Genomic DNA, 14,802 nt, shown 5'->3' on the forward strand with positions numbered 1-14,802 from the left:
CGATCGGCTGGCCGCTCTGCGGGACAATCTGCCCCCGCCCGCGCAGACCGCCCATGCCATCCACCGCCCGCCCTGAAACCCCCGACTCCCACGCTCCCCGGGCGCCCGCAACCGGCCTGCTGCTGACCGGCGGCGGCGCCCGGGCCGCGTACCAGGTGGGGGTGCTCGAGGCGATTGCCGACATCCGCCGCGCCTGCGGGGTGGGCCGCGCGCCGAACCCGTTTCCCATCATCGCCGGCACCTCGGCCGGGGCGATCAACGCGGCGGCGCTGGCCTGCGGCGCCGACGACTTCGGGCGGACGGTGCGCCGCATGGCGCGCGCGTGGCGCCAGGTCCACGCGCAGCAGGTGTACGGCGCCGATTCGCTGAGCGTGATGCGCAGCGGCGCGCGCTGGCTCACGCTGCTTTCCGTGGGCTGGGCGCTGGCGCGCTGGCGGCGCATGCACCCGCACTCGCTGCTGGACAATGCGCCGCTGGAAAAACTGCTCGCCGAGATGGTTCCCCTGGAACGCCTGCCCCAGCTCATCCGCGGGGGGCAGCTGAGCGCGCTGGCAGTGACGGCTTCGAGCTATAGCTCGGGCGAGCACGTCACCTTCTTTGAAGCGGCCCAGCCCCTCAGGCCCTGGGTGCGCTCGCAGCGCAAGGCCGTGTGTGGCCCGATCACGCACGCGCACCTGCTGGCGTCCTCGGCGATCCCGTTCGTCTTTCCGGCCCGGGGCCTGGTGCTGGACGGGCACACCGAGTATTTTGGCGACGGCTCCATGCGCCAGTCGGCCCCCATCGCACCCGCGATCCACCTCGGGGCCGAGCGCATCGTGGTGATTGGCGCGGGCCGCATGCACGAGCCCCGGGACCACACTGCGGTGCAGCCCACGCCCGACTACCCCTCGCTGGCGCAGATCGCGGGGCACGCGCTGTCGAACATCTTTCTGGACGCCCTGGCGGTGGACGTGGAACGGGTGCTGCGCATCAACCAGACCCTGTCGCTGATCCCCGAAGAAAGGCGTGCGCAGAGCGCGCTGCGCCCCATCGAACTGCTGGTGATCGCCCCCTCGCAGCGGCTCGACGCCGTGGCCGCGCGCCACGTGGGCGATCTGCCCGCGCCCGTGCGCGCCATGCTCGGCGCGCTCGGCGTGAGCTCCAGCCAGGCGGACGCGCGCAGCGCCGCGCTGGCCAGCTACCTGCTGTTCGAGGGGGGCTACACGCGCGAGCTGATGGCCCTGGGCCGGGCCGACACCCTGGCCCTGCGCGACAAGGTGTGCCGCTTTTTTGGCTGGAGCGACGGCGGCGCCTTCTTGCCTGCATCCTGATTTCCAAGGGCCACTTGGCGGGAGCCAGGAGAACGCATCGGTCCAGTGGCCCAAGGGGGGAGACCATCGGTCTGCTCGGCTTCGCGGCAGAACCCGTATTTTGACCCGAAAATAGCAGCACAAAATGAAACGGCTGCATCTCGCACCATGGCAAGGCGAAAACTGCATGGATATCCTTTTCTATCGAGAAGGTTTGCAACGCATCCATGGCGATAAAGGCGCATTTTGATGTGCTGATATTTGCGGGGCATGACACCAGTGCAGAGGAGCGGGAATTACCGTTTGCACTGAAGGGACAAGAGCAGTTACACGTCGCATCATTGGTTACGTACAATGATGTGTCATCTCAAACAGTTGCCTTCCCCCTTGTGGGCACCGCATTGCCAAGCAGGCCTGCATGAGGCAAGGCAAACCACCGAATCTGGCCACAGGCGACAGGTACTCCCGCGCCATCCACAGTACCCGCCCACCGATCAAGGAACGCCATGGCAACAACCACAGCCCTCACTGCCACGATCACGATCAGTGACAACAAACTAAGCCTTGGCGAAAGGGCCACCGTCACCATTACCTTCTCCGAAGCCATCCGTGCCAGCAGTTTCACCACCGACGACCTGACCGTGGGCGGTGGCGCGCAACTGTCCAACCTGCGCAGCACCGACCGTGGGACCACCTGGCAGGTCACGCTGACGGCCCCGGGGAATCCGGACCCTGACTCCACCAATCCCGGCACAGTGCGCGACTCGACGGGCAATCGGATCCGTGTCAACCTCGCCGGCGTCGTGACCAACAGAGCAAGCCAGGCGGGCGTGGGCGAGGCTGTCTCCACGGTCACCTACGACTTCGACGCCCGGCGCCCCACGGCCACCATCACGCTGGCCGACAGCGGACTCACCGCAGGGGAAAGCACCACCGTCACCTTCGCCTTCAGCGAGCCCGTCACCGGCTTTGACGCCAGCGACGTCAACCTCTCGAATGCCAACGGCACGCTGGGCCCGCTCACGGCGAATGCCGACGGTAGAACTTGGACGGCCACGTTCACGCCCACGGCCAACGTCAGCGACGCGACGAATGCCATCAGCGTGAACCTGAGAGGCGTGTCGGACCTCGCGGGCAACGTCGGAAGGCGCACCATCACCAGCGCCAACTACACCGTCGACACGCGCGACACGAGCGACACCACCGGCCCCACGGCCACCATCACGCTGGCCGACAGCGCGCTCACCCAGGGCCAGACCACCACCGTCACGATCCGCTTCAACGAGCCCGTCGTCGGCTTTGACGCCAGCGACGTCGTGCTCAGCGACGCCAACGGCACGCTGGGCCCGCTCACGCCCAACGCCGACAACACGGTCTGGACGGCCCGCTTCACGCCCACGGCCTACGTCAACGATTCGACGAATACCATCGGCGTGAACCTTGCCGGCGTCACCGACGCCGCAGGCAACGCCGGGGTGGGTAGCGCCAGCAGCGCCAACTACAGCGTGGACACCCGCGACACCATCGCTCCCACGGCCACCATCACGCTGGACAACAGCGCGCTCACCAAGGGCCAGACCGCCACCGTCACCATCCGCTTCAGCGAGCCCGTCAACGGCTTTGACCTCAGCGACATCGATCTCAGCAACGCCAACGGCACGCTGAGCCCGTTTCGACACGGCGAAGACCGTACGGTCTGGACGACCACCTTTACGCCCACGGCCGGCGTCGTCGATTCGACGAATACCATCAGCGTGGACCTCACCCGCGTGACCGACGATGCAGGCAACGCCGGGGTGGGCCGCGCCATCAGCGCCAACTACAGCGTGAGCATCTGGGACATCACCGGCCCCACGGTCACCATCGTGCTGTTCGACAGCGTGCTCACCGTGGGCAAGACCACCACCGTCGCCTTTGTCTTCAACGAGCCCGTCAACGACCTTGACGCCGGGGACATCGTGCTCACCAACGCCAACGGCACGCTGGGCCCGCTCGAGCGCGACGAAGAATACGGCAATACCTGGAGGGCCACGTTTACGCCCACGGAGAACGTCAACGACCCGACGAATACCATCAGCCTGAACCTTACCGGGGTGACCGACCGCGCAGGCAACGCCGGGGTGGGTAGCGCCACCAGCCACAACTACAGTGTGAACACCGTCCGCCCCACGGCGACCATCGCGCTGGCCGACAGCGCGCTCACCGCGGGCGAAACCACAACCGTCAGCTTCCGCTTCAGCGAGCCCGTCACCGGCTTTGACGCCAGCGACATCGTGTGCACGGGCGGCACGCTGAGTACGCCCACGGCGAACGCCGAGCGCACGGTCTGGACGGCGACCTTCACACCCACGGACAACGTCAGCGCCCGGACGAATACCATCCGTGTGCACCTCACCGGTGTGACGAACGCCACGGGCAACGCCGGGACCGGCAGCGCCATCAGCGCCAACTACAGCGTGGACACCCGCACGGACACCACCGGCCCCACGCCCACCATCACGCTCGCCGACAGCGCGCTCACCGCGGGCGAAACCACAACAGTCACTTTCCGCTTCAGCGAGCCCGTCAACGGTTTTGACGCCAGCGACATCGTGTGCACCAGCGGCACGCTGAGCGCGCCCACGGCGAACGCCGAGCGCACGGTCTGGACGGCCACCTTCACGCCCACGGCCAACGTCAGCGCCCGGGAGAACACCATCCGTGTGAACCTCACCGGTGTGACGAACGCCGCGGGCAACGCCGGTACGGGTAGCGCCAGCAGCGACAACTACGCGGTCAACACCCAGCGCCCGACAGCCACGATCACGCTGACCGATACCACGCTCACCCAGGGCGAAACACCGACCGTGACCTTTCGCTTCAGCGAGCCCGTCAACGGCTTCACGCGCGATGACATCGAACTCAGCAATGCCAACGGTACATTGGGCGACCCCGTAATTAATGACGATGGAAGGACCTGGACAGCGCTCTTCACGCCCAGGGGCAACGTCAACGACCCGACCAACACCATCCGCGTGGACCTCACGGGCGTGACGAACGCCGCGGGCAACGCAGGCACTGGTAGCGCCAGCAGCGCCAACTACACGGTCAACACCGCTGGCCCGACAGCGACCATCGCGCTGTCCGATACCACGCTCAGCGTGGGCGAAACAATGACCGTGACATTCTGGTTCAGCAGGCCCGTCATCGGCTTTGACGCCAGCGACATCGTGTGCACGAACGGCACGCTGAGCACGCTCACGGCCAGGGCCACGGCCGGTTCCTACCGGGTCTGGACAGCGACCTTCACGCCCACGGCCAACGTCAGCGCCCGGGCGAATACCATCCGTGTGAACCTCAGCGGTGTGCGCGACAGCGCAGACAACGCCGGTACTGGCAGCGTCAGCAGCGACAACTACAGCGTGGACACCGTGCGCCCCACAGCGACCATCACGCTGGCCGACAACGCGCTCACCGCGGGCGAGAGCACAACAGTCAGCTTCCGTTTCAGCGAGCCCGTCAACGGCTTTGACGCCAGCGACATCGTGCTCACTGACGCCAACGGCACGCTGGGCCCGCTCACGGCCAATGCCGACGGCAAAACCTGGACAGCCACCTTCACGCCCACGGCCAACATCAACGATGCGGCCAACACCATCAGCGTCAACCTCAGCGGCGTGACCGACACCGCAGGCAACGCCGGTACCGGCAGTGCCAGCAGCGACAACTACAGCGTGGACACCACCCGGTCGGTAGACACCACCGGCCCGACAGCCACGATCACGCTGGCCGACAACGCGCTCACCGCGGGCGAGAGCACAACAGTCAGCTTCCGCTTCAGCGAGCCCGTCAACGGCTTTGACGCCAGCGACATCGTGCTCACGGACGCCAACGGCACACTGAGCGCGCCCACGGCCAACGCCGAGCGCACGGTCTGGACGGCGACCTTCACGCCCACGGCCAACGTCAGCGCCCTGGCCAATACCATCCGTGTGAACCTCAGCGGCGTGTCCGATGACGCAGGCAACGCCGGTACCGGCAGCGCCATCAGCGCCAACTACTCCGTCGATACCACGCGCCCCACGGCGACCATCACGCTGGCCGACAACGCGCTCACCGTGGGCGAGACCACGACAGTCAGCTTCCGCTTCAGCGAGCCCGTTACCGGCTTTGACGCCAGCGACGTCGTGCTCACGGACGCCAACGGCACGCTGAGCGCGCCCACGGCGAACGCCGAGCGCACGGTCTGGACGGCGACATTCACGCCCACGGCCAACGTCAGCGTCCTGGCGAATACCATCCGTGTGAACCTCAGCGGCGTGAGCGACGACGCAGGCAACGCCGGGACCGGCAGCGCCATCAGCACCAACTACTCCGTCGATACCACGCGCCCCACGGCGACCATCACGCTGGCCGACACCGCGCTCACCGTGGGCGAGAGCACGACAGTCAGCTTCCGCTTCAGCGAGCCCGTTACCGGCTTTGACGCCAGCGACGTCGTGCTCACGGACGCCAACGGCACGCTGAGCCCCCCCACGGCGAACGCCGAGCGCACGGTCTGGACGGCGACCTTCACGCCCACGGCCAACGTCAGCGTCCTGGCGAATACCATCCGTGTGAACCTCAGCGGCGTGCGCGACGACGCGGGCAACGCCGGTACCGGCAGCGCCATCAGCACCAACTACTCCGTCGATACCACGCGCCCCACGGCGACCATCACGCTGGCCGACACCGCGCTCACCGTGGGCGAGACCACGACAGTCAGCTTCCGTTTCAGCGAGCCCGTCAACGGCTTTGGCGCCAGCGACATCGTGCTCACGGACGCCAACGGTACGCTGAGCCCGCCCACGGCGAACGCCGAGCGCACGGTCTGGACGGCGACATTCACGCCCACGGCTAACGTCAGCGTCGCGACAAACACCATCCGCGTAAACCTCAGCGGCGTGAGCGACGACGCAGGCAACACCGGGACCGGCAGCGCCATCAGCACCAACTACTCCGTCGATACCACGCGCCCCACGGCGACCATCACGCTGGCCGACAACGCGCTCACCGTGGACGAGACCACGACAGTCAGCTTCCGCTTCAGCGAGCCCGTTACCGGCTTTGACGCCAGCGACGTCGTGCTCACGGACGCCAACGGCACGCTGAGCCCGCCCACGGCCAATGCCGAGCGCACGGTCTGGACGGCGACCTTCACGCCCACGGCCAACGTCAGCGTCCTGGCCAATACCATCCGCGTAAACCTCAGCGGTGTGCGCGACGACGCAGGCAACGCCGGGACCGGCAGCGCCAGCAGCGACAGCTACAACGTGGACACCCGGCCCGCAGACACCAGCGGCCCGACAGCCACGATCACGCTGGCCGACACCGCGCTCACCGCGGGCGAGAGCACAACAGTCAGCTTCCGCTTCAACGAGCCCGTCAACGGCTTTGACGCCAGCGACATCGTGCTCACGGACGCCAACGGCACGCTGAGCCCGCCCACGGCCAACGCCGAGCGCACGGTTTGGACGGCGACATTCACGCCCACGGCCAACGTTAGCGCCGCGACAAATACCATCCGCGTAAACCTCACCGGTGTAAGCGACGACGCAGGCAACGCCGGAACCGGCAGCGCCAGCAGCGACAACTACAGCGTGGACACCGTGCGGCCCACGGCGACCATCACGCTGGCCGACACCGCGCTCACCGCGGGCGAGAGCACAACAGTCAGCTTCCGCTTCAACGAGCCCGTCAACGGCTTTGACGCCAGCGACATCGTGTGCCCCAGCGGCACGCTGAGCGCGCCCACGGCGAACGCCGAGCGCACGGTCTGGACGGCGACATTCACGCCCACGAACAACATCAGCGCCCTGGCCAATACCATCCGTGTGAATCTCACCGGTGTGAGCGACGACGCGGGCAACGCCGGTACCGGCAACGCCATCAGCGCCAACTACAGCGTGGACACCGTGCGCCCCACGGCGACCATCACGCTGGCCGACACCGCGCTCACCGCGGGCGAGAGCACAACAGTCAGCTTCCGCTTCAACGAGCCCGTCAACGGCCTTGACGCCAGCGACATCGTGCTCACGGACGCCAACGGCACGCTGAGCCCGCCCACGGCGAACGCCGAGCGCACGGTCTGGACGGCGACCTTCACGCCCACGGCCAACACCAACGCCCGGGAGAACACCATCCGCGTGGACCTCGCCGGCGTAACCGACGACGCGGGCAACGCCGGGACCGGCAGCGCCAGCAGCGCCAACTACAGCGTGCACACCACGCGCCCCACGGCGACCATCGCGCTGGCCGACAGTGCGCTCAGCGCGGGCGAGAGCACGACAGTCACCTTCACCTTCAACGAGCCCGTCAACAACTTTGACATCCGTGACATCGTGTGCCCCAACGGCAGGCTGAGCGCGCTCACGGAGAACGCCGAGCGCACGGTCTGGACGGCGACCTTCACGCCCAACGCGAACGCCAACGCCCGGACGAACGCCATCCGCGTGGACCTCGCCGGTGTGACCAACGACGTGGGCACCGCCGGGACCGGCCGCGCCCTCAGCACCAACTACAGCGTGGACACCACGCGCCCCACGGCAACCATCACGCTGGCCGACAGCGTGCTCACCGCGGGCGAGAGCACAACAGTCACGATCCGCTTCAGCGAGCCCGTCGAAGACTTTGACGCCAGCGACATCGTGCTCACGGACGCCAACGGCACGCTGAGCCCCCCCACGGCCAACGCCGAGCGCACGGTCTGGACGGCGACATTCACGCCCACGGCCAACGTCAGCGCCCTGGCCAATACCATCCGTGTGAACCTCGCCGGCGTGCGCGACGACGCGGGAAACGCCGGTACCGGCAGTGCCATCAGCAGCAACTACAGCGTGGACACCGTGCGCCCCACGGCGACCATCACGCTGGCCGACAACGCGCTCACCGCGGGCGAAACAACGACCGTGACCTTCCGCTTCAGTGAGACCGTCAACGGCTTCACGCGCGATGACATCGAGCTCAGCGATGCCAACGGCACGCTGGGCCCGCTTACGGCGGATGCCGAAGGTAGAACCTGGACGGCCACGTTCACGCCCACGGGCAACGTCAACGACGCGAGCAACACCATCGGCGTGAACCTCACGGGCGTGACCAACGCTGCGGGCAATGCCGGTACTGGTACCGCCAGCAGCGACAACTACACGGTCAACACCCAGCGCCCGACAGCCACGATCACGCTGACCGATACCACGCTCACTGCAGGCGAAACAACGACCGTGACCTTTCGCTTTAGCGAGACCGTCAACGGCTTCACGCGCGACGACGTCGAGCTCAGCGATGCCAACGGCACATTGGGCGAGCCCACGTCCAATGACGATGGCAGAACTTGGACAGCGACCTTCACGCCCACGGCCAACGTCAACGACGCGAGCAACACCATCCACGTGAACCTTACGGGCGTGACCAACGCCGTGGGCAATGCCGGTACCGGTAGCGCCAGCAGCGACAACTACACGGTCAACACCCAGCGCCCGACAGCCACGATCATGCTGACCGATACCACGCTCACTGCAGGCGAAACAACGACCGTGACCTTCCGCTTTAGCGAGACCGTCAACGGCTTCACGCGCGACGACGTCGAGCTCAGCGATGCCAACGGCACATTGGGCGACCTCACGACCAATGACAATGGACGGACTTGGACAGCGGCCTTCACACCCACGGCCAACGTCAACGACGCGAGCAATACCATCCGCGTGAACCTCACGGGCGTGACCAACGCCGCGGGCAACGCCGGTACCGGCAGCGCCAGCAGCGACAACTACACGGTCAACACCCAGCGCCCGACATCCACGATCATGCTGGCCGATACCACGCTTAGCGCGGGCGAAACAACGACAGTGACCTTTCGCTTTAGCGAGACCGTCAACGGCTTCACGCGAGATGACATTGAGCTCAGCGATGCCAACGGCACATTGGGCGAGCCCACGACCAATGACAATGGCAGAACCTGGACAGCGACCTTCACGCCCACGGCCAACGTCAACGACGCGAGCAACACCATCCGCGTGAACCTCACGGGCGTGACCAACGCCGCAGGCAACGCCGGTACCGGTACCGCCAGCAGCGACAACTACACGGTCAACACCCAGCGCCCTACCGCCACGATCACGCTGGCCGATACCATGCTCAGCGCGGGCGAAACAACGACCGTGACCTTCCGCTTTAGCGAGACCGTCAACGGTTTCACGCGCGATGACATTGAGCTCAGCGACGCCAACGGCACATTGGGCGACCTCACGACCAATGACAATGGACGGACTTGGACAGCGACCTTCACGCCCACGGCCAACGTCAACGACGCGAGCAACACCATCCGCGTGAACCTCACGGGCGTGACCAACGCCGCGGGCAATGCCGGTACCGGCAGCGCCAGCAGCGACAACTACAGCGTGGACACCCGGCCGGCAGACACCACCGGCCCGACAGCCACGATCACGCTGGCCGACAACGCACTCACTGCGGGTGAAACCACAACGGTCACCATCACCTTCAGCGAGCCCGTCAAAGACTTTGACACCAGCGACATCGTGTGCACGAGCGGCACGCTGAGCCCGCCCACGGCCAACGCCGAGCGCACGGTCTGGACAGCGACCTTCACGCCCACGGCCGACGTCAGCGCCCGGGTCAATACCATCCGCGTAAACCTCGCCGGTGTGAGCGACGACGCAGGCAATGCCGGTACCGGTAGCGCCAGCAGCGACAACTACACGGTCAACACCCAGCGCCCGACATCCACGATCACGCTGACCGATACCACGCTCAGCGCAGGCGAAACAACGACCGTGACCTTCCGCTTTAGTGAGACCGTCAACGGCTTCACGCGCGATGACATCGAGCTCAGCGACGCCAACGGCACATTGGGCGAGCCCACGTCCAATGACAATGGCAGAACCTGGACAGCGACCTTTACACCCACGGCCAACGTCAACGACGCGAGCAACACCATCGGCGTGAACCTCACGGGCGTGACCAACGCCGCAGGCAATGCCGGTACCGGTACCGCCAGCAGCGACAACTACACGGTCAACACCCAGCGCCCGACAGCCACGATCACGCTGACCGATACCACGCTCACTGCAGGCGAAACAACGACCGTGACCTTCCGCTTTAGCGAGACCGTCAACGGCTTCACGCGCGATGACGTCGAGCTCAGCGATGCCAACGGCACATTGGGCGAGCCCACGACCAATGACAACGGCAGAACCTGGACAGCGACCTTCACGCCCACGGCCAACGTCAACGACGCGAGCAACACCATCCGCGTGAACCTCACGGGCGTGACCAACGCCGCAGGCAATGCCGGTACCGGCAGCGCCAGCAGCGACAACTACAGCGTGAACACCCGGCCGGCAGACACCAGCGGCCCGACAGCCACGATCACGCTGGCTGACAGCGCACTCACCGCGGGCGAAACCACAACCGTCAGCTTCCGCTTCAGCGAGCCCGTCAACGGCTTTGACACCAGCGACATCGTGCTCACGGACGCCAACGGCACGCTGAGCCCGCCCACGGCCAACGCTGAGCGCACGGTCTGGACAGCGACCTTCACGCCTACGGCCAACGTCAACGACGCGACAAATACCATCCGCGTAAACCTCACCGGTGTGCGCGACGACGCAGGCAATGCCGGTACTGGCAGCGCCAGCAGCGACAACTACAGCGTGAACACCCGGCTGGCAGACACCACCGGCCCGACAGCCACGATCACGCTGGCCGACAGCGCACTCACTGCGGGCGAAACCACAACGGTCACCATCACCTTCAGCGAGCCCGTCAAAGACTTTGACACCAGCGACATCGTGTGCACGAGCGGCACGCTGAGCCCGCCCACGGCCAACGCCGAGCGCACGGTCTGGACAGCGACCTTCACGCCCACGGCCAACGTCAACGACGCGACAAATACCATCCGCGTAAACCTCGCCGGTGTGAGCGACGACGCAGGCAACGTCGGGACCGGTATCGCCAGCAGCGACAACTACACGGTCAACACCCAGCGCCCGACAGCCACGATCACGCTGGCCGATACCACGCTGACCGCAGGCGAAACAATGACCGTGACCTTTCGCTTCAGCGAGACCGTCAACGGCTTCACGCGCGACGACATCGAGCTCAGCGATGCCAACGGCACATTGGGCGAGCCCACGACCAATGACAATGGCAGAACCTGGACAGCGACCTTCACGCCCACGGCCAACGTCAACGACGCGAGCAACACCATCCGCGTGAACCTCACGGGCGTGATGACCAACGCCGCGGGCAATGCCGGTACCGGCAGCGCCAGCAGCGACAACTACACGGTCAACACCACCGGCCCGACAGCAAGCATCACGCTGGCCGATACCACGCTCAGCGCAGGCGAAACAACGACAGTGACCTTCCGCTTCAGCGAGCCCGTGAACGGCTTCACGCGCAACGACGTCGAGCTCAGCGACGCCAACGGCACATTGGGCGAGCCTACGACCCATGACAATGGCAGAACCTGGACGGCCACCTTCACGCCCACGGCGGATATCGAGAACAGCAGCAACACCATCCGCGTGAACAACGCCGCAGGCCGCGCGCATAGCGCCAGCTATCAGATCGACACCCGGGCCCCGGTGCTCGCCAGCGCCACGGTGAACGCCAGCCAGCTGGTGCTGCGCTACACCGAAGGGAACAGTCTGGACGCGACGCATATCCCGTCCGCCACGGCCCTTGCGGTGCGCGTCGATAACGTGCTCACCGCCGTCACCGCCATCGTGGTGAACGCGCAGGACAAGAGCGTCAGCCTGACGCTGGTCACCCCGGTCGCCAATGGCCAGGCGGTGAGCGTCGCCTACACCGACCCCACGACCGGCAACGATGCCAACGCCGTGCAGGACGCGGCCGGCAACGACGCGGCCACTTTCTCGGCCATGGCGGTGGACAACCGCACACCCGCGCCACAGAGTCCGGCCCCATCGGCCCCACCGGCTTCGTCAGCCCCATCGGCCCCGTCCCCCTCAGCCCCGGCAAGCCCGACGGACAAGGACACCAAGGACACGGACAGCGACGGCATTCCCGGCAGCGTCGAAGACCAGACCCCCGGCATTTCCGGCCCCGGTGGCGCAGCCCCCGTGGCCGGCGACGGCAACGGAGACGGCATCCGGGACAGCGCGCAGGCGGCAGTGGCATCGACCAGCGTCGTGCGCAGCCCCACCGGAGCAAGCAAGCCGGCAGGTGCGGCCAGCACCCACGTGACCCTGGTGGTCGGCAGCCAGGACGGCAAGGTCAGCCCGGACAGCGGCGCACGCATTACCCGCCTGGAGCAAAAGGACGCCCCCGCCCCATTACCCAAGGGAATGGAGATGCCCCTCGGGCTGCTCAACCTCGATGCGGCGCTGGCCGCTGGCCGCAGCAGCGAGCAGTTCAGCCTGTATCTGGACCCGGCGCTGGGCGTGAACGGCTACTGGATCAAGGACAACACCGGCACCTGGACCAACCTGAGCAGCGCACCTTACGGCGGCAAGATGCTCAGCGAGGGCGGACGGTTGCGGCTGGACTTCGAGATCCACGATGGCGGACGGTTCGACGCCGATGGCCGGGCCGACGGCAGCATCACCGCCCCCGGCGCCGCAGCGCGGATGCAGCTGTCCCTTGTGGGGCAGGCGTCGGACGTGGCGCATGGCGAGCTCTGGCTCTGAAGGCGGCAGTCCCCCCAGTCTCTGGCCGGGGCGGCGGCGCGAGGCGCATGCTGCGCAGCAGTTTTGTAAACATTTACATTTATAATAATTTTCTGTTGCATTTTTTGCCCAGCCCCGGGGCAAACCATATCCACAGCACGGCCATGCCAGGCGACCTGGGTGTTGCGGCGGGGCGCATGAATCAGGCTTTCTGCAAACTGTCCGCAGTGGGCGAATGCCTGGATCTGCCCAGGCAATCCACCGTGCGCAAGAACGCATATCTGCCGCAAAAAGAGAGAAAGGACGGCCCCATGTTTCGCTTTCCAATAAGAATCGCTGGCCTGTTCGCCATGCTGACGCTAGCCGCCTGTGGCGGCAGCGATGGTGATCCGGCCCCGGCCCCGGCCTCGGCCCCGGCGGCAAGCGTCCGCATCGAACCCCACGACACGGGGCCACGAAGCACCGCCAAATCCACGACCCCAGCGGCGCTCCCGCGCAGCCGTTTTGTGCGGGCGACGAGCGTGCGGCTCGACCCGCTGGATGAAGAGCCAGGCCTGGAAAAGAAGTCGCAAGCGGCGGCGGCCGACCAAGCAATTCCCTGGCAGATTGGCGTTCCGCGCAGCCTCGCTGCAACGGCCACCGCGCAGGGCACGCGCGCGCAACTGCGCTGGCAACCCGCCCCGGGCGGCATGCAGCGTGCATCCATCAGCTTTACCTCAGAGGGCGCATGGGGCGTGCGCCCGGGCCTGCTGGTACGCAGTCTGCCGGCAAACACCACGCTGCGTTTCTATGCGCAAGCCGGCACCGACGTGATTCAGGTCTCGGGCGACGAGGTGCTGCGCACGGTGCAGCGCAACTTGGCCGCGGGCGATACCAGCGACGCGGCGCGCACCTATTGGGTGCCCGACTTTGGCGGCGCCGAAACCACGCTGGAACTGGAACTGCCTGCCAGGGCGAATCTGGCAGAACTGAATCTCGCCATTCCCACGCTCTCGCATTTCTTCGTATCGCCCTCCAGGACGGACACAGCGTCCGTCGCCAAGGCTCTGGGGGATGGGGCCAGTTGCACCGTCGATGTGACGTGCAACGCCCAGTACCTCGACGAGAGCCGCTCCGTGGCGCTCATGAACTACGTGAGGAACGGAGCCAGTTATCTGTGCACGGGCACCTTGCTGAACGACGTCGATTCAAGCGGTATCCCCTATTTCCTGAGCGCCAACCACTGCATCTCCACGCAGGCGGAGGCGTCCACGCTGACCACCGACTGGTTCCATCACGCCGCGGCCTGCAACAGCGGGACGCTGAACGCGGGCACGCAGCGCGTCACGGGCGGCGCAACGCTGCTGCACAACGATGCCGCCACGGATGTTTCCTTCATGCGCCTGAATGCACAACCTCCGGAAGGCAGCGTCTACGCGGGCTCGTACGCTGGCGTCGTGCCCACGTCCTCGAATGTCGTCGGAGTCCACCATCCCAGGGGCGATCTGCAAAAGCTCAGCATCGGCACCATCACGGCATACAACCAGTGCATGCCGATAACATCGTCCTCCTTCTACTGCATCCCCAGCAACGCGCAGAGCGGGAAGTTCTTCTCCATCGCCTGGAATCAGGGCATCACCGAGCCGGGCAGCAGTGGTTCGGGCTTGTTCCATACCATCGACGGCTCCCGCTATCTGGTGGGGCAGTTGTATGGCGGAAGCTCTCGTTGTCGCCCCCCGTCGTCGAACCCTTTCGAGGAAATCGATCCCCCGGTAAGCTCCTCCTCCGGAAAAGACTTCTACGGCCGCTTTGACCTGCCGTTTCACAGCGTCCTGAAGAACTGGCTCAATCCCGACTGAGGATCGGGA

Annotated in this window: 3 protein-coding genes; all 3 read left to right on the forward strand. The window is 66.2% G+C overall.

The annotated features are described in order from the left end of the window. Positions 1-53 precede the first annotated feature (53 nt). The 3 genes from D5041_RS06275 to D5041_RS06285 all read left to right on the forward strand — a co-directional run bounded on the left by D5041_RS06275 (position 54) and on the right by D5041_RS06285 (position 14,793). Positions 54-1,310 carry a patatin-like phospholipase family protein gene (locus tag D5041_RS06275; protein WP_265282575.1) on the forward strand — a complete coding sequence of 419 codons (1,257 nt, stop codon included), beginning with the start codon at positions 54-56 and terminating at the stop codon, positions 1,308-1,310. Between the two features lie 485 nt (positions 1,311-1,795). Further along, positions 1,796-12,976, forward strand: coding sequence for an Ig-like domain-containing protein (locus tag D5041_RS06280; protein ID WP_265284115.1), 11,181 nt, complete (start codon positions 1,796-1,798; stop codon positions 12,974-12,976). Positions 12,977-13,305: 329 nt separating this feature from the next. Continuing rightward, on the forward strand, positions 13,306-14,793 hold the full coding sequence (locus D5041_RS06285) for a trypsin-like serine peptidase (protein WP_265284116.1): 1,488 nt from the start codon (positions 13,306-13,308) through the stop codon (positions 14,791-14,793). The last annotated feature ends 9 nt before the right edge of the window (positions 14,794-14,802 follow it).

This window comes from Verminephrobacter aporrectodeae subsp. tuberculatae (genome assembly GCF_026127385.1).
Classification (GTDB): domain Bacteria; phylum Pseudomonadota; class Gammaproteobacteria; order Burkholderiales; family Burkholderiaceae_C; genus Acidovorax; species Acidovorax aporrectodeae.

Excerpts from the sequence above, each read along its gene's own strand:
- D5041_RS06275 (WP_265282575.1), top strand. The coding sequence starts at position 54 with ATGCCATCCACCGCCCGCCCTGAAACCCCCGACTCCCACGCTCCCCGG.
- D5041_RS06280 (WP_265284115.1), top strand. The coding sequence starts at position 1,796 with ATGGCAACAACCACAGCCCTCACTGCCACGATCACGATCAGTGACAAC.
- D5041_RS06285 (WP_265284116.1), top strand. The coding sequence starts at position 13,306 with ATGCTGACGCTAGCCGCCTGTGGCGGCAGCGATGGTGATCCGGCCCCG.